The organism is Microbacterium sp. A94, assembly GCF_051842855.1.
In the GTDB taxonomy this organism is placed as follows: Bacteria; Actinomycetota; Actinomycetes; order Actinomycetales; family Microbacteriaceae; genus Microbacterium.
This window is the reverse complement of the sequence record NZ_JBPXMU010000001.1, coordinates 868,421-888,840: the sequence shown is the minus strand read 5'-3', so window position 1 is coordinate 888,840 and position 20,420 is coordinate 868,421. Positions and strand designations below refer to the sequence as shown.

16 protein-coding genes are annotated in these 20,420 nt (G+C 64.7%); 7 read left to right on the top strand and 9 right to left on the bottom strand.

Features of this window, described 5'->3' with window-relative positions:
* Positions 1 to 13 precede the first annotated feature (13 nt).
* Genes ACSU1L_RS04475 through ACSU1L_RS04465 form a run of 3 tightly spaced genes read right to left on the bottom strand, consistent with a single transcriptional unit; the run spans position 14 to position 3,074 of the window.
* Positions 14 to 1,183 (bottom strand): DUF4350 domain-containing protein, encoded by a 1,170-nt coding sequence (locus ACSU1L_RS04475; RefSeq protein ID WP_439254846.1) that lies wholly within the window; start codon positions 1,181 to 1,183, stop codon positions 14 to 16.
* Positions 1,180 to 1,821: a DUF4129 domain-containing protein gene (locus ACSU1L_RS04470; protein ID WP_438253545.1), complete on the bottom strand. Its 642-nt coding sequence runs from the start codon at positions 1,819 to 1,821 to the stop codon at positions 1,180 to 1,182. Before ACSU1L_RS04470 ends, ACSU1L_RS04475 begins: the two co-directional genes overlap by 4 nt.
* Positions 1,818 to 3,074 (bottom strand): glycerophosphoryl diester phosphodiesterase membrane domain-containing protein, encoded by a 1,257-nt coding sequence (locus ACSU1L_RS04465; protein WP_439254845.1) that lies wholly within the window; start codon positions 3,072 to 3,074, stop codon positions 1,818 to 1,820. Before ACSU1L_RS04465 ends, ACSU1L_RS04470 begins: the two co-directional genes overlap by 4 nt.
* Positions 3,075 to 3,244: 170 nt before the next feature.
* Between ACSU1L_RS04465 and mtrA the strand changes: the two genes are divergently transcribed.
* The 5 genes from mtrA to hpf all read left to right on the top strand — a co-directional run bounded on the left by mtrA (position 3,245) and on the right by hpf (position 8,844).
* Positions 3,245 to 3,925 carry an MtrAB system response regulator MtrA gene (gene mtrA / locus ACSU1L_RS04460; protein ID WP_438253547.1) on the top strand — a complete coding sequence of 227 codons (681 nt, stop codon included), beginning with the start codon at positions 3,245 to 3,247 and terminating at the stop codon, positions 3,923 to 3,925.
* Positions 3,926 to 3,934: 9 nt separating this feature from the next.
* On the top strand, positions 3,935 to 5,632 hold the full coding sequence (gene mtrB, locus ACSU1L_RS04455; RefSeq protein WP_439254844.1) for an MtrAB system histidine kinase MtrB: 1,698 nt from the start codon (positions 3,935 to 3,937) through the stop codon (positions 5,630 to 5,632).
* Positions 5,629 to 7,341, top strand: a complete 1,713-nt coding sequence (locus tag ACSU1L_RS04450; RefSeq protein WP_439254843.1) for an LpqB family beta-propeller domain-containing protein — start codon at positions 5,629 to 5,631, stop codon at positions 7,339 to 7,341. The genes mtrB and ACSU1L_RS04450 overlap by 4 nt, the downstream gene beginning before the upstream one ends.
* Positions 7,342 to 7,430: 89 nt before the next feature.
* Positions 7,431 to 8,108, top strand: coding sequence for a ComF family protein (locus ACSU1L_RS04445; RefSeq protein ID WP_439254842.1), 678 nt, complete (start codon positions 7,431 to 7,433; stop codon positions 8,106 to 8,108).
* A gap of 79 nt (positions 8,109 to 8,187) precedes the next feature.
* Complete coding sequence (hpf, locus tag ACSU1L_RS04440; protein WP_439254841.1) at positions 8,188 to 8,844, top strand: ribosome hibernation-promoting factor, HPF/YfiA family; 657 nt, start codon at positions 8,188 to 8,190, stop codon at positions 8,842 to 8,844.
* A gap of 49 nt (positions 8,845 to 8,893) precedes the next feature.
* Here hpf and ACSU1L_RS04435 read toward each other — a convergent pair whose 3' ends face one another.
* From ACSU1L_RS04435 to ACSU1L_RS04420, 4 genes are read right to left on the bottom strand one after another with little or no spacing between them, the layout of a single operon-like run.
* Complete coding sequence (locus tag ACSU1L_RS04435) at positions 8,894 to 10,210, bottom strand: hypothetical protein (protein ID WP_438253552.1); 1,317 nt, start codon at positions 10,208 to 10,210, stop codon at positions 8,894 to 8,896.
* 40 nt (positions 10,211 to 10,250) lie between these two features.
* The gene (locus ACSU1L_RS04430) at positions 10,251 to 13,046 is read right to left on the bottom strand and encodes an FtsX-like permease family protein (protein ID WP_439254840.1); all 2,796 of its coding nucleotides are present in this window, start codon (positions 13,044 to 13,046) and stop codon (positions 10,251 to 10,253) included.
* On the bottom strand, positions 13,043 to 13,765 hold the full coding sequence (locus ACSU1L_RS04425) for an ABC transporter ATP-binding protein (protein WP_438253554.1): 723 nt from the start codon (positions 13,763 to 13,765) through the stop codon (positions 13,043 to 13,045). Before ACSU1L_RS04425 ends, ACSU1L_RS04430 begins: the two co-directional genes overlap by 4 nt.
* Positions 13,762 to 14,376: a PadR family transcriptional regulator gene (locus ACSU1L_RS04420; RefSeq protein WP_439254839.1), complete on the bottom strand. Its 615-nt coding sequence runs from the start codon at positions 14,374 to 14,376 to the stop codon at positions 13,762 to 13,764. Before ACSU1L_RS04420 ends, ACSU1L_RS04425 begins: the two co-directional genes overlap by 4 nt.
* Before the next feature lie 167 nt (positions 14,377 to 14,543).
* Here ACSU1L_RS04420 and secA point away from each other — a divergent pair, with 167 nt between their 5' ends.
* Positions 14,544 to 17,342, top strand: a complete 2,799-nt coding sequence (gene secA / locus ACSU1L_RS04415) for a preprotein translocase subunit SecA (RefSeq protein WP_439254838.1) — start codon at positions 14,544 to 14,546, stop codon at positions 17,340 to 17,342.
* Between the two features lie 52 nt (positions 17,343 to 17,394).
* The gene (locus ACSU1L_RS04410; protein ID WP_438253557.1) at positions 17,395 to 18,621 is read left to right on the top strand and encodes a pyridoxal phosphate-dependent aminotransferase; all 1,227 of its coding nucleotides are present in this window, start codon (positions 17,395 to 17,397) and stop codon (positions 18,619 to 18,621) included.
* Here the strand turns inward: ACSU1L_RS04410 and ACSU1L_RS04405 are convergent.
* Positions 18,512 to 19,801, bottom strand: coding sequence for an AAA family ATPase (locus ACSU1L_RS04405; RefSeq protein ID WP_439254837.1), 1,290 nt, complete (start codon positions 19,799 to 19,801; stop codon positions 18,512 to 18,514). The two genes, ACSU1L_RS04410 and ACSU1L_RS04405, sit on opposite strands and share 110 nt — an antisense overlap.
* Positions 19,798 to 20,418: an SAF domain-containing protein gene (locus ACSU1L_RS04400; protein ID WP_439254836.1), complete on the bottom strand. Its 621-nt coding sequence runs from the start codon at positions 20,416 to 20,418 to the stop codon at positions 19,798 to 19,800. The genes ACSU1L_RS04405 and ACSU1L_RS04400 overlap by 4 nt, the downstream gene beginning before the upstream one ends.
* Between the last annotated feature and the right edge of the window lie 2 nt (positions 20,419 to 20,420).

Here is a 20,420-nt window from a genome sequence, read left to right as displayed (position 1 = left end):
GGGGCGGTATCGGTCACGGTGTTTTCCTTTCCACGTGCACAGCATTGTCGATCGCCGTTTCCAGTTCGGCGAGCTGACGGGCAGTTTCAATGAGATCTTGGTCGTTCTCGGGCAGCGGGTCGGTGAGCAGGCGGTGCAGCGAACCGCGCGGGATGCGTAGTCGATCGGATGCCGCATCTGCGATTTCTGCGGCGGTGGAACGAGCGGTCAGCCCGAGCCGTTTGGCCAGGCGCCGCAGAGTCCCCTCGCGCAGCGCGGCGGCGGCGTGCGCCGCATCCGACGCCTTGGCCGTGAGATGGGCGCGGCCATGCATGGTCTCCGAGGCGCGAACGGTGACCGGAAGCGTCTCCGCGACAAGCGGACCGAAGCGCTGGCCGTAGGCAACGGTTGCGACGATGCCGGCCAGGAGCAGCAGCACGATCGCAGGCGTCACCCACTCCGGGGTGAGCGAAGCGAGCGTATCGACGCTCTGCGCCTCCCGGTCGGTGTCGGCCAACGACGGCACATACCACACGACGTTTCCGGTCTGCGCGAGCAACGCCAGACCCAGCGCCGCGTTGCCGTCTTCCGCGAGGTACTCGTTGCTGAACAGGTCGCTGCCTTCGAGGAACACGGTGCGAGTGTCACCGCGGTCATCGACGAGCAGCCCGGCGTTGCCGTCGGCATCTTGATAGCATCCGGTCACGTCCGCAGCGGGGGCGAAGAAGCGTTCCGGTCGGATGGCACCGACATGGGCGAGCTCGGGCAGCGCACACTCAGCGGTGAGTTCGCCTGCCGAGGACTCGGCGTTCATCCCCAGATCCAGCAACCGCAGCATTCGAGCAGCGCTGGAGAGGAATACCGTGTGGTGTGCCGGTTCCAGGAGTTCGATCACGGCCTCATCAGACAGATTGAGCGGATCGGCCATGACGACAGTGGTGTCGTCGCTGATAGCGGCTCGTGCTTCGGTGCGTGAGCGGGTGACGGTGATCTCGACACCCTGATCGCGCAGCAGCTCGGCGAGGGCGAGTGCCCCGGAGGGCTTCGCACTCTCGGGATCGAGAAGTCCGCGCGAATCCGGCGTGTTGAAACTGACGCTGCCGATGAAGAGCGCGAACACGACCACGACGAGGGCGATCGCTACCCAGCCGAGAGCCGAGCGCACACGACCCTTCTCGCTGATCGCTGTTCCAGAACTGGTCATACCGGCACCGCCGCAGGGTGCTGGTTCGTGAGCAGATCGTCGGTGGCAGCAAGAGCGCGGTAGCTGTCTGCGGACGCTGGGTGTCGCAGGTAGCGCACGTCGTCGAAGGCTTCAGCGGCGGATGCCAGGGCATCGTGATGCGCGTCGAAGGCGCGGGAAGCTTCCCGCGCGATGCCCTGTGCCGTCGCGCCCGGGGCAGGACTGATGATGTCGCGTTCGAGGAGCGCGCGAGCCAGCGCGCGAAAGCGCAGCACTGTCGCCGCATCCCAATCGCCGCTCTTCGCACTGCGCTCGGCTTCGGCTCTCAGCTGAGCGGCCGAACGATCATCGGTTTCGCCGAGCAGCTCCGAGCCCGTGCGCTGGACGCGACGTGACCGGCGCGGCTTGCCCCACAGCAGCAGCACCGTGATGAGTGCCGCCACGATTACCACCGTCACGATGATCAGTGCGACATTGCCGGTCTGTTCGCCAGTCTGCGTCGAGAACAGGGTGGCGATAAATTCTGCGACATCCTCTGCGAGGTAGTCGAACCAGGTCGGTTTGGCGTCGGCGTAGCGCGGGTTCTGAAGTTCCTGCTCGGCCCAGCGTCGGGCTTCTTCACCGTCGGGGGCGAAAGGATCGGCGTCGAACCGGATCATGCACTGCCTGACCCCGGAGGAGCCCACTGCCCGGGCGCTGCTGGCGGCCGGGAAGTAGGCGGCGGGGAGGTAGGCGGCGCCGGCGCAGGCGGGGGACCCGGTGGCGCGTATCCGGCGGGCTGGTAGGGCTGCTGATACGGCTGCTGGTACGGGGGCACGAACTGCTGCTGCGGCGGTGGTGTCCGGCCGATGGCACGCTCAGGATCGACGGCGAACGGATCACCGAGTTCTTGCGCGTCGACGCCGCGGTCCCGGCGATCCAGGTAACCGATCAGGCTGTGGTCGAGCCCCTCGTACCGCATCCGGCAGTCGAGGTAGATGAATGCCGCGGCAGCGCACTGCACGACGATCGCGACGGCCTGCAGCACGTATGTCAGCAACTGCGGAGCGATGGCCGTGAGAGCGAAAGCACCGATCTCGGATGCTTCGTTGGGGCCGCCCGGAGCAATCACTCCGCCGATCATCGATCCGAGCAACGAGAGCGGAACGCTCACCAGTCCCACTGCGGTGTTCATGATCAAGCCGATTAGCAGCATCACCGCGAAAGTGTTCCAGAAGCGGCCCCGCGTGAGGCGCCAGGAACGCACGAGCGCATGGCGGATGCCGACTCGCTCCAGCACCAGCACCGATGGCACCAACAGCAGCTTGGTGGCCAGCCAGACGCCCAACGGGATCATCGCCAGCACGACCAGGATGCCGACGACGACGGTGAGGCCGACAGCTGACGCGGAACCGCCTGCCCCGGCAAGGAATCCGAGGGCGATGATTCCACCGATGATGGCCACGACGAGCAGCGTTGCGAGAGATTGAAGCAGGCTCCAGGCGATCAGCGGCCAGAATGCCGGTCGCATCAGTCGCCATAGCCGTCCGAGCGAGGCCTTCTCTCCGAGCGCCGCGTATCCGATGTTCGCGGCGACAATGCCCTGCATGACCGCGGTGAATGCGAGGCTCACCAGGCCCATGACGAGCGCGACGGCACCATTGATGGCGATCGTTCCCCACATGACCGGGTAGAAATCCGGACTGCTGGGGGAGATGGACTCTAACCGCATGAAGGTGGCGAACATAACCGTGCCGATGACACCGGCGGTGATGGCCGCAACGATGAGTTGGATGACGATCGCGAACCCGAACAACACCTTGGGGTTGTGGCGCAGCGCTGCGAAAGGCTTGCCCAGTAGGGCACCGAAACTCAGCGGATGCAACGGAATAAGCCCCGGTTTCGGGGCTGGCGTCCAACTCTGTGCGCTCATGGCGTTCCCTCCGACGTGCAGATCCATCGTGTCACACCCACAGCCGCACTGAAGAAGCGCCGGAGGCGCTACCGTGATCCAAACGTTGTCATGAAGTACGCTGGAAAAAGTTGCGTCCGACTTCACCCGTGTGGTGGCGCACATGGCTAGAAAGATGAGGCTGGGATCAGATGACCTCACGGATCCTCGTGGTCGATGATGACACCGCGCTCGCCGAGATGATCGGGATCGTGTTGCGAACCGAGGGCTTCGAGCCTGTGTTCTGCGCTGACGGTGCGTTGGCAGTGGAACAGTGGCGCACCCAGCGCCCGGACCTGGTGCTGCTGGATCTGATGTTGCCGGGGATGGATGGGATCGAGATCTGCACGCGGATCCGCGCCGAATCCGGCGTCCCGATCATCATGCTCACCGCGCGCAGTGACACTGCCGATGTGGTCCGAGGGCTGGAAGTGGGCGCCGATGACTACATGGTCAAGCCTTTCAATCCGAAGGAGCTCGTCGCACGCATCCGCACCCGGTTGCGACCGCTGCCGACAACGAGCAACGAGATTTTGCGGATCGGAGATCTGGTCGTCGACGTCGATGCGCATGAAGTGCGTCGGGACACGACTGCGATTCCGCTGACGCCGCTGGAATTCCAGCTGCTCGTTGCGCTGGCATCCAAACCGCAGCAGGTGTTCTCACGCGAGATGCTGCTGGAGCAGGTCTGGGGCTATCACTACAAAGCAGATACGCGTCTGGTGAATGTTCATGTGCAGCGTCTGCGGGCGAAGGTCGAGCTTGATCCCGACGCGCCGAAGATCGTGATGACGGTTCGTGGCGTCGGCTATCGGGCCGGGAGCGTCGGCTAGGAGATCGCGTTGGCCGCGACAAGCGCGACGACGACATCGGTCGCGATTGCGCGCGACTGGCGGGGATGGCCGGAGACGATCGGCAACCTGTGGCGACGTTCACTGCGCTTCCGTACGATCTCGGTCACTCTGCTGTTGACGTCATTCGCGATCTTCGTCACCAGCCTGACGATGGCGCTGGTCATTCAGAACAACCTGTTCGAATCGCGACGCGCCGAAGTGCTCAGCGATGCCAGGAGCGCCGTTGCGGCCGCGCAGACGATTCTGGACTCGGCTGAGGTGACCGACGACAGCTCAGCGCTGCGTGGGGTGTGGGGCGATGTGCAGGAGACCATTCCGCGTGCGGCATCCTCTTCGCACATCGCCGTGTTCACGGTTGGTGAAGTTCCCGTCGGAAGCGGCGTGCGCGGATTCACCATCGGTTTGAGTGGCGATCTGATCACCCCGGCGCTGCGCGAATGGGTGGTCGCATTTCCCGAACGGCAGTCCTGGCAGTCCGTCGAGCTGCCGATGCCGGACGGCACCAAAGCCCCGGCGATCGTTGTCGGTCAGCAGCTTCTGCTACCGGACTTCGGTGCATTCGAGGTGTATATCGCCTACGATCTTGCAGACTCCGAGCAGACGCTGCGGTTCGTGCAGAGCACACTGTGGGCCGCCGGGCTCATTCTCATCGCAATCGTCGCCGGTATCTCCTGGACGGTGCTGCGGTTGGTCTCTCGGCCCATCATCGAGGCATCCGAAACCAGTGCTCGGCTCGCCGCCGGCGATCTTGAGGTGCGCCTGCCTGTCTACGGCGAAGACGAATTGGCGACCCTCGCGCGCTCCTTCAACGCGATGGCCGACAGCATTGAGTCGCAGATCAAAGAGTTGGGAGAGCTGTCCCTCGTGCAGCAGCGTTTCGTTTCGGATGTCTCGCACGAGCTGCGCACGCCCCTGACGACGATTCGCCTGGCCGCAGACATGCTCAACGACCAGCGCGATCAGTTTGACCCCACCACGAATCGCACGGCAGAACTGCTGCACACGCAGGTGCAGCGCTTTGAGACGCTGCTATCGGACCTGTTGGAGATCAGCCGTTACGACGCAGGTTCCGTGCAGCTGGAGCTTGAGCCGACGAGTCTCGCAGAACTCGCGGAGGACATCATCGATCAGATGCGTCCGCTGGCAGAGGAACGCGGTACAGAGATCCGGATGATCGCCCCGGGGGGATACTCGCCGACCGAAATGGATCCCCGTCGGGTGCGGCGCGTGCTGCGCAACCTGATCGGAAACGCCATCGAGCACGGCGAAGGCCGGCCGGTGGTGGTCACTGTTGACAGCAACCAGCACGCTGTGGCTGTCGGAGTGCGCGATTTCGGACTGGGGATGAGCCCGGCAGACGCCGAGCGCGTCTTCGACCGGTTCTGGCGTGCTGATCCTTCGCGTCAGCGGACAATCGGCGGCACCGGCTTGGGCCTGTCCATCGCTCTGGGGGACGCCCGCCTGCACGGCGGGACGCTCGCGGTGTGGTCGGAGCTGGCGGTGGGAACGAACTTCGTGCTGACGTTGCCGCGCGTGCCGGGCGCGATCGGCGGAGAGTCTCCTGTGGCGATCGAACCGCAGGAGCTGCTTCCCGACGTCAGTCGGGCGACCCAGCCGATCCAGCTCACAGAGCTGCGCGAGCTGTACTTCACTGATTCCGTGCAGACCGGTGAGGGGAAGCCATGATCTCGAAGAGGCGCCGTTTTCTGGTCAGCGTGATCGCAGTCGTCGCGCTCACCCTCACCGCCTGCGCTGGTCTCCCGCGCAGCGGAGATGTCGCACCGGGATTGCCTCTGGGTGACACCGACCTCCCACCGGACGTCAGCGAGATCGCTGCTGGCCCGCTGGACGGCGCGAGCCCGGAGGAGATCGTCGAGGGATTCCTGGATGCCGCGATCACTCCGACGGACAGTTGGGCAACGGCACGTCAGTTCTTGAGTCCTGAACTTGCCGCAACCTGGAAGCCGAACGTCGAAGTCACGATCGACTCCGGCGCGGGGAGCCGCGAGTTCACGGCCGATCTGAATGGTGAGATGGAGACGGCCGATTCCGGAGACGTGCATGTCGCGCTGAAGCAGGTCGCGCGCGTCAATGAGATCGGTGCGTACACGGAACTCTCCGGTGATGAGGCCGTCACGTCGTACGAGGTCGCGCAGAACGAGGAAGGCGAGTGGCGGATCACGCGTGCGGCGAATGGCATCGTGTTGGATGCACAGGCCTTCACCCAGGTATTCCGCCGTCACTCGCTGCAGTACTTCGATCAGGGCTGGTCTCATCTGATTCCGGATGTGCGTTGGTATCCGCGTCGTCCGCAGATCGTCACGACTCTGACGCTGGCGCTGCTGGAGGATGCACCGAGCGAATGGCTGGCTACGGCCGTTCGCACGGCCTTCCCCAACGATGTTGCGCTGGCGCGTGATGCGGTGCCGGTGAGCTCAGACAAGGTGGCGACGGTCGAATTGACCGCGAATGCGCTCGAGCTCGGGGCCACGGAACTTTCGCGCATGCGCACCCAGTTGGAATCGACGCTGCGCTCCGCAGGCGTCAGCGAAGTTCGGCTCACGGTCAACGGGCGGGACCTGAACGCGGGCACAGCCAGCATCAGCAACGTCCGGCCCGAGCCGGGCACTGTGGTGCTCACCGAGGCTGCCTTCGGCGTCTATGTCGGTGATGAGATCACCCCGTACGACGACATCAGCGCGCAGATCGTCGAACTCGGTGCGTCGGTGACTGCTGCCGATGTCGCAGCCGATGGCACGCGCGCGGCTGTGCAGTTGGACACGGGCGTGATCTTCACGGTCTCCGAGGGACGCATCGACGAACTCGATTCCCGGCCGCAGCTCGTGAAGCCCTCGATGGACCCCTACGGCTTCACCTGGTCGGTGCCCTCGAACGCGCCGCAGGATCTGATCGCTTGGCAAGCCGATGTCACATCCAGCGACGACATCGACGCCTTCCCTGATGTCTCGTCGGTTTCGCAGATCAGGGTAGGCCCAGCTGGCGCACGGATCGCGGCTGTCGTGATGGTGGGGCAGCAGCACTGGGTCGCGCTTGCGGCGATCCAGCGTGACCAGAACAATGTGCCGGTGGCACTCGGACCCCTGCACATGGTGGCTCAGCTGGATTCTGCGGCGCTCGGGCTGTCGTGGGTGGGTGAAGAACAGCTGAGCGTGCTGGTCGAGGCAGGGGAGAACCGTGTCGTGCTCACGCAGGATGTCGGTGGCCCTGGAATGTTTGCTGCCGCGCCGGAAGGAGCGAAGGCGATCTCCGGTGGAAAGACGGTGGCGGCCGTGCGTATTCTCAACGACAGCGGCGTGCTTTTCGCGCAGCGCGGCGCGACGTGGCAGATCGGGCTGTCGGACGTGCTGGTGCTCGGCACCCGCGCCGGCCAGTAGTTCTGCACGGTTTCCTGGTCAGCTCGGGTTGTCGACAGAGTCCGGGATCGTGCGCGGGCGGATGCTGCGCGCATCGGCACAATCGGGGAATGGACAACCGAACCTGGTGGGTCGCGCTCGCGGATGAGCTGGCAGCATTCCTGTTATCCGGATGCTGCGCCGGCTGTGACATTCCCGGAACGCTGCTGTGCGAGCAATGTCGGGAAGAGCTGGATGCTGACCCGGTGCGGTTGCAGACTCCGTTAGGGCTACCGGTGATCGCAGCGTTGCCATTTCACGGGGTGCCGGCACGGTGCATCCGGCGTTTGAAAGAAGATGGTGAGACGCTGCTGGCGCGCCCGCTGGGCAGGGCTGTGGCAGCAACGGTGGCAGAAGCCGATCTGCCCGCTGCCGTGCTCGTCCCGATGCCAACGGGGCGCACAGCGTTTCGGCGCCGCGGATATCGGGTACCGGAGCTGCTCTTGCGACGAGCCGGGCTGCCGATGCAACGCGCCCTCACACAGACCCGTCGAACCGCTGATCAGCGTGGCCTGGGTATCGCGGAACGCAGTGCCAACGTGGCAGGAAGTATGCGTGCGCGACACGCCCGGGGTGTGCGTGATGTGCTGCTTTTCGATGATGTCGTCACGACCGGGGCAACGCTTGATGAAGCGGCCAGGGCGCTCAACGACGCGGGATTACGGGTGTGCGGAGCGGTCACGCTCGCTGCGACTCCCCGGCACCGGCAATCGAATGTGAACGTGAGTCAAATGACTGGTGACAACTGAGGTGGTGGGTACTACGGTGGGGGTCACAAGGCGACAACGGTCCGCCCTTGGCCGGGAGGACCGGGACAAGGAGACAGCAATGGAAACAAGCATCGTTGGCGTCGGAGTGGGTATCACCGATCGCTTCCGAACCGTCGTCGAGGAGAAGATCGCTCGTGTCCAGCAGTTGGCGGGCAAAGCCCAGCGGCTGGATGTGAAAGTCACGCATCGCGCATATCGAGGTGGGCGTGTGCCGGATGAGACTGTCGAACTCACCCTGATCGGCAAGGGCCCGGTCGTCCGTGCGGAGGCTGTCGACGGCGACAAATTCGTCGCACTCGATCTCGCCGTCGACAAGATGTCCACGCAGTTGCGGCGTGCGAAGGAGAAGCGGGTCGATGGACGCCAGCATCCTCGCGGTGCGCACTATGAGAAGGGCAGCGGGGCACTGGAGGGGATCGATGTCCAGCCCGCGTCTGTCGAGGTCCTGCGCGCAGTGGCGACCGGTGCGGTGCCGATCCAGAACGACGAGGAAGAGGAATACTCGCCCGTCGTCATCCGAACCAAGAATTTCGATGCTGAATGGATGACCGTTGAAGAAGCTGTCGACCGGATGGAACTGGTCGGACATGACTTCTTCCTGTTCGTCGATGTCCGCACCGACCACCCGAGTGTCGTTTACCGGCGCAAGGGTTGGGACTACGGTGTGATCTCACTGACCGCACAGGCTCCGCCTGAGGAGGCACTGGCTTCCTAAGAAAAAAGGCGGGCCCTTCGATTCCTCGAAGGGCCCGCCTTTTTGCGCATCAGTCGAAGATGCCGTCCAAGATGCTGCCGATGACCAGGCCGCCCATGATGCCGCCCATGATGTCACCGCCACCACCACGCCGGCCACCGCCCCAGTTGTCGCCGCCCCAGCCCTGCTGCTGCGGACGGGACGAGTCGATGTCGCGCTGGGCGAGCTGAAGAGCCTCGGAGGCCAGCTGGGCGACGCGGCGGGAGGCGGTGAGTGCCTGTTCGCGAGTCTCCTCGGCCTGCACGAGTTCGCCGATGTCGATGCGCAGACGCTCCGCTTCGGCGAGGCGCGTGCGAGCATCGGCGCCGATCCATCCGCGGTGTCCGGAGATCAGACTGCGGGCTACGGCGAGTTGACGGTCGGCGTCGTCGAGGGAGTGCTGCACGTGGGCGATGCTGGGCAGCGGGTTCTGTACGCGGTAGTTCGCCTTCGCGATTGCCTCGTCGAGGGCAGCGTTCGCCGTGCGCAGCTGGGACAGTTCGGCGAAAGGATCATTGCGGGAGCCGGCGGGGCTCAGGGCCTGAAGCGCTGCTTCCAAATCTGCGATGGCAGCCGAAACCGCCGGAACCTTCGGGGCATTTCGTGCGGCGATGATGTCGCCGCGGGAGTCGGCGACCACCTCGGCGAGCGTCGATTCTGCGCGCAGCGCCTCGATCTCGAAGTCTTCGACGGCGTCGAGGAGTGCTCCGGTTCGGCGGATCGCCTCGGTTGCCGTTTCGAGGGCGAGGTTGGCCTCTTCGTTCTGCTGGGCCGCGCGGCGGCGCTCAGCGACATCGGCGCCGTGGGCGGCGAACGCGATCAGCTGCTCGGCTTCGTCGGCACTGCTGCGGACCTGCTGCACGGCAGTTTCGGCGTAACGACTGGCGAGACGATCGATGATGCTGCGGGCCTGGGGCAGGCGTGCGGTCAGCTTCTCCGCGTCAGCGCGCACCTTTTCGCGCACCTTCGGCGCGTTGCGCACGGTTGAGACCGCGTCCGCGAGGGCTGCCGTCTTCTCATCGAGCAGATCTTCGGCCCACTCGCACAGCTGCACAATGCGGGCGTTGCGGGTGCGCAGCTCCTCATCGGTATCGGGGATCTCGTCGTGGTTGAGCTGGTGCAGGTGGAAAGCCTCGCGAAGGTGCGTGCGCACAGCATCCAGCGCTGTCTTCAGATCCTTCGTGAGCGAGGCGCCGAGCTCTGCCTCGGCGAAGGCGAGTTCGTCGCCGGCGGTGCGGACGCGCTCGTCAGCCGCAACCAGTGCCTTCTCCGCGTTGCGCGCGAGACTTGCGTCCTGTGCTGCTCGTTCTTCTTGTTCGCGCTTGCGTTTACCCCAGAAACCGGCCATACAGTGATCCTACTTATTCTGTTGGGCATCTCGCTGAGCATCACGCGATGACTGTGCGGCGGGTGAGGTCTGGAGCGCGGGGCGGGACGAGCCAGGACGCCACGGCGATGAGCAGCGGCAGTGCGACTGCGAGCAGCGCAAGCACGAGCCACGGCATGTCCGACACGATCAGGTCCCCGCGGGACTGGATCGCGAAGCCGATTGGCGGGAGAACACCCGCCGCTGCGCCGGCGATCGTGCCAAAACCGGCGATGATGAGTCCCTGCCAGAATCCGATGCGCCGTCGCAGCCCTCGAGTGCCGCCCACCGCTGAGAGTGTGGCATCGTCGGGCCTGCGCTCGAACCGCGCGAGACCGAGCGCAACCGCGGATGCGCCGAGTACGAGCACCGTGACGCCGAGGAGGACGGGGACCATCCAAAACATGTCCTCGGACGGACCACGTTCGTAGTACGGCGCCAGGCTGACCTCGGGGCTGCTCAGCAGGTCGGCCTGGGAGTAGACGCGATCCATGTCCTCGTTCTCGAGTGGCTCGGCCGGCACGGAGATCACCTTGACCGGCTGCACATTCATTCCGAGGCGTTCGGCGGTCTCGGGTGTGACTACGACCGCAACGGCTGCATGTGCGGCCTCGACCGTGATCGCGTCGATGCGCTGTTCCCATTGGGGCTCCGCAACGTCTGGCTGTTCTGGTTGCCGGATCCAGATGTTGTCCGGAAGGCGCCCCTCGTGGGACTCGCGGGCAGTCCATGCCGCGACGTCGATGGTGCCGTCGGTCACCCAACGGGGGTCCGTGACGAGGGCTCCTCCCGCACGGAACTCGCTGAGCTGTGCGGATGAGAGATCGATGCCGAGCACAGTTGACAGCGTATTGGGCTCGATCACGGAGATTGGATTCGTCGGCCACGGGCCATTGAAGTGGTGCGAATCCTGTGTCGTCGGATCGAGGAGGTGCTCCTCGGGCAACAGTGCCATGATCCACTGATCCTCGGCAGGGATGTCTTCCGAAGACGGGTAGTAACCGGGCTCCGATTGGGCGCGGATGATCCCGACGCGTGTCGCGCCCGCGTCCGTGACGAGCTCCACCGCTGCTTCAGCGGACTCATCGGCTTGTGCGGCGGTCACTGGCATCACGATTCCGTTGCCGGACGGGTAGAACTCCACCGATAGAGAGCCGACCGGGCCCTGGTAATACCAGTTCCGTGCGCTGCTGCCGGTCTGCATCGACGACTGCGAGAGCGCGAAAACCGCGATGAAAACCGTCGCTCCGATCGCCGCGAATGCCGGCACCGTGCGCGCGGCATTTGCCGCGGCATCCCGTGATGCCAGGCGTGCGGCGAGGCTGACGAATGACAGGACGCGCGAAGCAAGCCAGAGCAACCACCGACCGGAGAGCAGGATCCCGATCTGCACGAGGATCGGCCCGATGACGATGCCGAAGGGCGGGATGGCGCGCACCGGCGAATCCAGTGGCAGATCTTCCGGCGAGATCGCATTGATCGAGGCCATCGTCACAGCGCTCACGATGGTGATGCCCACACCGATGAGAAGGATGATCGAGCCCCAGATCGGCCGTGACGCGCGCGGGCTCTGCGGCCGTCGTGCGCCGCGCAGGGCGCTCAAAGTGTCAGAGCGTGCGACTGTTCGTGCCGGGATTGCAGCCGAGGCTGTTCCCACCAGAAGGGAGAAGATCAGGATGCTGGCAAGGACAGCCCAGGGCATGTGGAAGCCCCAGTAACGAGTCCCCGAGTCGTCGTCGGTGATCCACATGATGAGTCCGGCAAGGCCAGTGCCGACTGCGAGCCCGATCAGGCCGCCGGCGAGACCGAGAACGGTTCCCTGCAGAACGATCGTCCGTCTGAGGTCGGCGCCGGTCGCGCCGACGCTTGCGGCGACGGCAAGTGACCGCTGCTGGCGCCTTGCTGCGACGGAGAACGCGGCTCCGGCCAGCATGATTACCACATACGCGGCAAACAGTCCGGCCGCGCCCAGCATCATGAACAGGCCCTGCGCCGCGACATCGGATCCGCTGGACGAGGACCATTCATCAGACTTCGTCGCCTCGGGTGGATCGAGCACGACCTCTCGCGAGTAGGCCACGATGCCCTGCTCGTTGAGGATTTCCACGTCCTCCCAGCTCATGGTTTCCTCGGGCAGGAACCACTTTGTCGTGCCGGTCGGGGCAACGTCATCTGGCAGGAACAGCGCGGTCTGGTCAGCGGGGACACCGGCGGCCGCGATCGTCCCGACCACGGTGAACGACTCGAGGGAGTCGGCCATCGTGATGTCACCGCCGATCGCGACTCCGAATCGTTCCAGCCCGGCAGGGGTCACGAGGGCTTCGTCGGAGGCTGCAGGCGCGCGTCCAGCGATGAGATCGAAGCGGCCGTGGAAGCGGTCGTCCCAGACTGAGCCGCTCCAGGCGGGCAGCGTCGCCACGCCAGCAGCCGTGCTCACGCGGACCTGGCCCTCGGTCACGGCGATCGACTCGGTTCCAGCCGGGAGTGCGGTGAGCGGATCCGACAGCGGATCTCCCTCGGGCATCGTCATCTGATTGTTCTCGAATGAGTATCCGTTCCACCCGGGCTCTGCCGGAGCCTGCCAGAACCCGGTACCTGGCACACCGACCGGCTGCACCCAGGCCTGCATCTCACCGAGTTCGGCCTTCACCGCCTCCTCGGGAGTGGAAGTCGCGCTCCACATGACGATGGAAAACGCCGCCATTCCAGCGATCGGAAGCGCGATGAGAGTCGCAATGAGCACACTCGATGAGATCGTGCGCCGCACCTGGCGATGTGCCAGCCGGGAGGCGACCCGCCACCGGGCGGCTGCGCTCACCGCGACGCACCCGCGAGCAACACATCGGCATCCGAGTGCCGCGTCTCGTCGATGATGCGTCCGTCACGAAGGAACACCACGCGGTCGGCGAACGCAGCGTGGCGGGCCTCATGGGTGACCAGGATGCCTGCTGCACCCGCATCCACTCGCGCTCGCAGCATCTTCAGCACCATTTCGCCGGTGACCGAGTCCAATGCTCCGGTGGGCTCGTCGGCGAGGATAAGGCGCCGACCGCCCACGACGGCGCGCGCGATGGCGACTCGCTGCTGCTGACCGCCAGACAGATCGTCTGGATAGGAATCGTGTTTATCGCCGAGGCCCACCGATGCGAGGGCATCCTTGCCCGCGCGACGCGCGACCCTGCCACGGAACCCATCCAGTTCGAGTGGAAGAGTGACGTTCTCCATCGCGGTGAGCGTGGGGATGAGGTTGAAATCTTGGAAGACGAATCCCAGTGACCGGCGACGCAGCTTCGCCAGCTGCGCGCGGGACTGCTCGCTGAGGTGGGACCCCTCGATGATCACCTCGCCGGTGGTCGGGGTCGCCAGCCCTCCCGCGATGGACAGCAGAGTCGACTTTCCGGATCCGGATGCGCCCATGATTGCCACGAGCTCGCCCTGTCGGACTTCGAGGTCGACGCCGGATAGCGCGGAAACCGCCATAGCGCCATGCCCGTACTGCTGCGTTACGCCGACCAGCTGCAGAACTGTCTCGGTCATCGTGTGGATTCCTGTGCCGTGACCTTCTGGGCCGCGGGGCGTCCGCGCTTGGGGCGTTCGGTCGCCAGCTCTAGACCCATGGCATGGTGCGGATGCAGGGCAAGACGCTGCTCAGTGTGATCGAGCCAGCGCACCTCGGCTTCCGCCGTGAAGATCATCGAATCCACCACGAGCGACCAGGCGAGCTCTGCTGGGCCTTCCGGGTCGCCTCCCGCATATTTCGCCCTCTGGAGGCTCTGCAGATGTGACAGCGAAGCACGACGCTGCGCCTGAATGACCGCGCTGACATCCACGCCGGGCAGAGTCGCCGCTACCGCCAGTTTGATCGCCAGCTCATCGCGCGTCGCCTGGGTGCGCATGACAGGGGAGGAGAGCCACTCGGCGACCTCAGCCGATCCGGCATCCGTGATCTCCCAGTACACGTGCCCCTGATCATCCGCCTCGCCGCGCTCGACGAGACCGTCGCGCTCGAGGCGTTCGAGGGTGTTGTAGATCTGCCCGACGTTCAGCGGCCACGTCGACCCGGTGCGTCGATCGAACTCATGGCGTAGTTGATAGCCGTAGCACGGGCCCTGATCGAGAATGGCGAGCAAGCTCTGACGCACAGACATGGCGACCTCCTGAAGTCGTTTCTGAGTATATACATACCGAGCAACTTCTCTGAGAGCGATATCCACACGTTGGCACGGGCCGCGGCCGGTAACATAGCGAGGTATGCCCGGCACTGAAGCCCGATCTGGGTGGCTGGGATCTGACCCACAACAGGGAGATGACATAAGTGGCGAATCCTCTTGAGAAGCTGCTGCGCGCAGGCGAAGGTCGAGTCATCCGACGCCTGAACCAGGTAGTCAAGGCCGTCAACGCGCTCGAGGAGGACTTCCAGAAGCTCACTGACGACGAACTCGCGAACGAGACCGTCGAGCTGCGTGAACGCTTCGAGAAGGGCGAGACGCTCGATCAGCTGATGCCGGAGGCATTCGCCGCCGTTCGTGAAGCGGCCAAGCGCACCCTCGGAATGCGCGCCTACGACGTTCAGCTGATGGGTGGCGCAGCCCTTCACCGCGGCAACATCGCCGAGATGAAGACCGGTGAAGGAAAGACGCTCGTCGCCACGTTCCCCGCGTACCTCAACGCGATCGCGGGCAAAGGCGTGCACGTCATCACGGTCAACGACTTCCTGGCCTCGTACCAGGCAGAGCTCATGGGCCGTATCTTCCGTGCCCTCGGCATGACGACGGGCATCATCGTGTCGGGCCAGACCCCGGCGGTTCGACGTGAGCAATACGCCGCGGACATCACCTACGGAACGAACAACGAGTTCGGATTCGACTACCTGCGCGACAACATGGCCTGGCGCAAGGAAGACCTTGTGCAGCGCGATCACTTCTTCGCCGTTGTCGATGAGGTCGACTCGATCCTGATCGACGAGGCCCGCACCCCGCTCATCATCTCGGGGCCGTCCTCCGGCGAAGCGAACCGCTGGTTCACCGAATTCGCCAAGATCGCTCGTACCCTCGAGGCCGGTGAAGATTACGAGGTCGACGAGAAGAAGCGCACAGTCGGCGTACTCGAACCCGGCATCGAGAAAGTCGAAGACTATCTCGGCATCGACAATCTCTACGAGTCGGCCAACACGCCGCTGATCTCGTTCCTGAACAACTCGATCAAAGCGCTCGCGCTGTTCAAGAAGAACACCGATTACGTCGTCATGAACGACGAGGTCATGATCGTTGATGAGCACACCGGCCGCATTCTGGTCGGACGCCGCTACAACGAGGGCATCCACCAGGCCATCGAGGCCAAGGAGAACGTGCCGGTCAAGGCTGAGAACCAGACCCTCGCCACTGTGACGTTGCAGAACTACTTCCGTCTGTACGACAAGCTCGCCGGCATGACAGGTACGGCCGAGACAGAAGCCGCCGAGTTCATGTCGACATACGACCTCGGTGTCGTGCAGATCCCGACGAACAAGCCGATGATCCGCAAGGACCAGGCCGACCTCGTCTACAAGAACGAGACCGTGAAGTTTGCCCAGGTCGTGGAAGACATCGTGGAGCGCCACGCCGCCGGCCAGCCGGTGTTGGTCGGCACGGTGAGCGTTGAGAAGAGCGAGTACCTGTCGCGGCTGCTGGCGAAGAAGGGCATCAAGCACGAGGTCCTCAACGCGAAGAACCACGCACGTGAGGCCGAGATCGTCGCTCGTGCCGGTCGCCTGGGTGGCGTCACCGTCGCCACCAACATGGCTGGTCGAGGCACCGACATCATGCTCGGTGGAAACGCCGAGTTCCTCGCTGTGCAAGAGCTGAAGTCGCGGGGCCTCGACCCCGCAGAGACGCCCGAAGAGTACGAGGCCGCCTGGGATGAGGCGTACGAGTCGATGAAGGCGGTCGTCGCAGAAGAGAGCGCCAAGGTCACTGCGGCCGGCGGACTCTATGTGCTCGGCACCGAACGCCACGAGTCTCGCCGCATCGACAACCAGTTGCGCGGTCGCTCCGGCCGTCAGGGCGACCCCGGCGAAAGCCGCTTCTATCTGAGTCTCACCGACGACCTGATGCGGCTGTTCCAGTCCGGTGCTGCCGAGGCGATTCTCGCGCGCACGAACTTCCCGGATGACGTGCCGATCGAATCGGGCCTGGTCTCGCGCGCCATTCGCAGCGCGCAGTCGCAGGTGGAGTCCCGCAACGCTGAAATGCGCAAGAACGTGCTGAAGTACGATGACGTTCTCAACCGCCAGCGCGAGGCGATCTACGCCGACCGTCGTCAGATCCTGCAGGGCGACGAGATCGCCGACCGTGTTCAGCACTTCATCGAAGACGCCATCACCGGAGTCGTTGCTGATCACACCGGACAGGGCCACAACGAGAGTTGGGACTTCGACGCCCTGTGGACTGAGCTCAAGACTCTGTACCCGGTCGGCGTGACCATCGACGAGGTCGTGGCTGAGGGTGCAGGACGCAAGGGCGGCATCGCCGCGGACGGCCTGACCCGTGAGCTTCTCTCCGATGCGAAGATCGCCTACGAGAAGCGCGAAGAGATGCTGGGCGAGGCCGCAACGCGGGAGCTTGAGCGCCGCGTCGTGCTGCAGGTTCTTGACCGTCGCTGGCGTGATCATCTCTATGAGATGGACTATCTCAAGGACGGCATCGGGCTTCGTGCGATGGCCCAGCGTGATCCGCTGATCGAGTACCAGCGCGAAGGCTTCGCGATGTTCCAGTCGATGATGGGCCAGATCAAGGAAGAGTCTGTCGGCTACCTCTACAACCTCGAGGTCGAGGTGCGCCGCGTAGGAGACTCCGAGACCACCGAGGTGGAGGCGAAGGGTCTTGCCGTCGACGGTGGCGAGCAACGCCTCGAGTACTCGGCACCCAATGACGCGGGCGAAGTAGAAGTGCGTAACGAACGCGGCCAGGTGCAGCAGTCGGCAACCGATCGACTGCGCCAGGCGGCCGCAGCTGCAGGCAGTGAAGCAGCCGAACCTGCTGCGCGCGGAGCATTCGGCCAGCGCACTGATGGCGAGACGCCGCAGGCGCAGAACCGTGAGCAGCGCCGAGCCGAGAGCAAAAAGAAGAAGAAGTAAGCGTCAGCTGATCTGAAAAAGCCTGCCGGCAGAAAGCCGGTAGGCTTTTTCAATGACCCCTAAGCGCCAGTTCGATCAATCGTCGAAACTCAAGAACGTCCTGTACGAGATTCGCGGTAAAGCGCTCGTCGAGGCGGCGCGAATGGAGGCGGAGGGGCACAACGTCCTCAAACTGCACACCGGAAACCCCGCGATCTTCGGATTCGAGGCGCCGCACCAGATCGTGCACGACATGCTGGCAGCGCTTCCCACGGCCCACGGATACAGCGACAGTCGCGGCATCATCTCGGCCCGCCGCGCCGTGGTGAGCCGCTACGAGCAGATCGAGGACTTCCCGAGCTTCGGCCCGGATGACGTCTACCTCGGCAATGGCGTGTCCGAATTGATCACCATGACGATGCAGTCGCTGCTCAATGAGGGCGACGAAGTGCTGATCCCCGCACCGGATTACCCGCTGTGGACCGCGATGACGAGTCTTGCCGGTGGAACCCCGGTGCACTACATCTGCGATGAGCAGAACGGGTGGGCGCCCGACCTTGAGGACATCCGCTCGAGGGTGACACCGCAGACCAAGGCGATCGTCATCATCAACCCGAACAACCCGACCGGTGCGGTGTACTCGCGCGAGGTTCTGGAGGGACTCGTGCAGATCGCTCGCGAGAACGAGCTGCTGATACTCTCCGACGAGATCTACGACCGTATCCTCTTCGATGACGCCGTACACATTCCCACGGCCACGCTGGCCCCTGATCTGCTGTGCCTGACGTTCAACGGGCTCTCCAAGACCTACCGGGTGGCGGGGTTCCGCTCCGGATGGCTGGTCATCACCGGGCCGCAGCGGCATGCCACGGGGTTCCTGGAAGGCATCACCCTGCTCGCCTCGACGCGCCTGTGCCCGAACGTCCCGGCCCAGCACGCCGTGCAAGCGGCGCTGGGTGGCGTGCAATCGATCGACGCTCTCATCGCGCCGACAGGGCGACTGCATGAGCAGCGCGACATTGCGTGGCAGGGGCTGGAATCGATCCCCGGCGTCAGCTGCGTGAAGCCGCAGGGGGCGCTGTATGCCTTCCCCCGCCTGGACCCGAACGTGCACGCGATCCACGACGATGAGAAGTTCATCTACGACCTGCTGATCTCCGAGCGCATACTGGTCGTGCAGGGCACCGGCTTCAACTGGCCCACTCCGGATCATTTCCGCGTGGTGACGCTCCCTGAGCCGCGGGTTTTGGGCGAAGCCATCGAGCGACTCGGGAACTTCCTCGCAAGTTACCAGCAGTGACCTGAGCGCGCAGACGCGGCGCTGGCGGATCCAGGCTCTCGGCGAGTCGGCGGATCGCCGAAACGAGGGCTGAGCGGGGCGTGACATCGGCCATCGGCCGTGCGTGCAGGAGGGCAGCGTCGGCGGCGCGCTGGTCGAACGGCAGGAACGTCACATCCGTGATGGCCGAGAAGCGCTCGAGTGCGCGACGGATCTGACCACGGGCGTCGATGCCGAGCGGGCCAGGGCGCACCTGATTGACGACGACCGAGATCTGCGTGGTTGCTCCGATGAGTCCGCGCACTTCGGCGTAGTCGCGCAGGAACCGAGAGATTGACAGCGGGTCGCCGGCTGTGACAGCGATCACCCGGTCTGCTTCGCACAGCACCGTCGTAGTGGCTGCATGCCGCTTGGGGCCGGACAGGTCGTCTGAAATCTCCTCGTCGGCGTCGAAGGACGCTGAGATATCCACGATCGTGTCGTCGACCCAGTCGCGGCAGAGTCGGATAGCGGTGCGCAGTCGTGTTGCGGAGAGCTCCGGCCAGCGTGACGGACGGTTGAGTCCGGCAAGCACCTCGATGCTGCCGGCGCTGGTTTCCACACGGGCCGCGAGGCGACTGAGCTCCGCAGCATCCAAACCGCCGAGCTCTGCGCGCCGGCAGGCGGCAGCGATGCCCGGAGCTTCATCGCCCAGACCCAGCAGCAGCGCGAGAGACGGCGCGACGGTGTCGGCGTCGACAAGAGCGCAGCCCCGTCCAGAGCGAGACAGCTCGACAGCGAGCTGGATAGCGATCGTTGAGCGTCCTGGGGCGCCGTGCGGACCCCAAACGGCGATCACCCGTCGTGCTGAGGATGCTGGCGGCTGTGCGATCTCTGGGATCTCCTGCGCGAGAGCATCCGCTATCTGCCAGGCCTCGGCATCATCCGGCAGCGACTCGGGAAGCCCATAGCGGCTCAGTACTCGTGATTCTCCGCCGCCGAGGGTGCAGATTCGGACGCCGATTTGGTCGCAGAGCGCGACCAAATCGGCGGTCACGGCCGCGCGAGTCGCCGGCAGAATGATCGCGTCTGCCTCAGAAAGCAGCGCGCGGGTGACCTCATCTGCCGGCACGACGGCGATGATGCGGATGCCCTCGCGTTCCAGTCCAGCGCTGAGGGATGTGGCGCGTGGTTCATCCAACGCGATGACGACCGCGGTCATGAGCCGGATCCGACGGGCACCACGGAGAGGGCGGCTCCGCCGGTGATGGCTGCCAGCACGTCTGCGACATCTGCGCGGTTGATCACGAGTTCAACGGCCGCGCTTCGCTGGGTGAGCATCCCGCCGCCCTCGGGGATGGAGGCGACCACGACATCAGCGGAGAGAATACGCGGGGCATCGAACTCATCACCGTCCACGATGAGCGGTGAGTACCAGAGCTCGACCGCCGTGCCAGGGCCGACTGCCTCAGGCAGGCCGACACTGCTTTCGATCACGATGTTGGTCGTGCGACTACTTTTGGCTTCGGCTGCTGCCGCCGCGGGCAGAAGTTCACCGTCGGAGAGCGTGCGTGCGGCGATGAGGCCGCCGGTCAGTTCCTGCGGCGAGAGGTATCCGCCTTCCACGCTGCCAAGACTCACCTCAACGACACGGAAATCATCCGAGACCAGCGCCTCACCCTGGGTGATCGTACGGTTCGCCTGCAATATCGGTGTTGTCTGCCGTGCCGAAGACACGATCAGCCAGACACCGACGATCGAGAGGATGACTAGAGCGATGCCGATCAGAAATCGGACGTCGCCCCAGAAGGCGCGTCGCGCGCGCGGTTGGGTCGTCATGT

What these genes read in the sequence shown, in the direction of transcription:
- ACSU1L_RS04475 (WP_439254846.1), bottom strand. Translation starts at nt 1,183, where the DNA reads ATGACCAGTTCTGGAACAGCGATCAGCGAGAAGGGTCGTGTGCGCTCG.
- ACSU1L_RS04470 (WP_438253545.1), bottom strand. Translation starts at nt 1,821, where the DNA reads ATGATCCGGTTCGACGCCGATCCTTTCGCCCCCGACGGTGAAGAAGCC.
- ACSU1L_RS04465 (WP_439254845.1), bottom strand. Translation starts at nt 3,074, where the DNA reads ATGAGCGCACAGAGTTGGACGCCAGCCCCGAAACCGGGGCTTATTCCG.
- mtrA (WP_438253547.1), top strand. Translation starts at nt 3,245, where the DNA reads ATGACCTCACGGATCCTCGTGGTCGATGATGACACCGCGCTCGCCGAG.
- ACSU1L_RS04450 (WP_439254843.1), top strand. Translation starts at nt 5,629, where the DNA reads ATGATCTCGAAGAGGCGCCGTTTTCTGGTCAGCGTGATCGCAGTCGTC.
- ACSU1L_RS04445 (WP_439254842.1), top strand. Translation starts at nt 7,431, where the DNA reads ATGGACAACCGAACCTGGTGGGTCGCGCTCGCGGATGAGCTGGCAGCA.
- hpf (WP_439254841.1), top strand. Translation starts at nt 8,188, where the DNA reads ATGGAAACAAGCATCGTTGGCGTCGGAGTGGGTATCACCGATCGCTTC.
- ACSU1L_RS04435 (WP_438253552.1), bottom strand. Translation starts at nt 10,210, where the DNA reads ATGGCCGGTTTCTGGGGTAAACGCAAGCGCGAACAAGAAGAACGAGCA.
- ACSU1L_RS04425 (WP_438253554.1), bottom strand. Translation starts at nt 13,765, where the DNA reads ATGACCGAGACAGTTCTGCAGCTGGTCGGCGTAACGCAGCAGTACGGG.
- ACSU1L_RS04420 (WP_439254839.1), bottom strand. Translation starts at nt 14,376, where the DNA reads ATGTCTGTGCGTCAGAGCTTGCTCGCCATTCTCGATCAGGGCCCGTGC.
- ACSU1L_RS04410 (WP_438253557.1), top strand. Translation starts at nt 17,395, where the DNA reads ATGACCCCTAAGCGCCAGTTCGATCAATCGTCGAAACTCAAGAACGTC.
- ACSU1L_RS04405 (WP_439254837.1), bottom strand. Translation starts at nt 19,801, where the DNA reads ATGACCGCGGTCGTCATCGCGTTGGATGAACCACGCGCCACATCCCTC.
- ACSU1L_RS04400 (WP_439254836.1), bottom strand. Translation starts at nt 20,418, where the DNA reads ATGACGACCCAACCGCGCGCGCGACGCGCCTTCTGGGGCGACGTCCGA.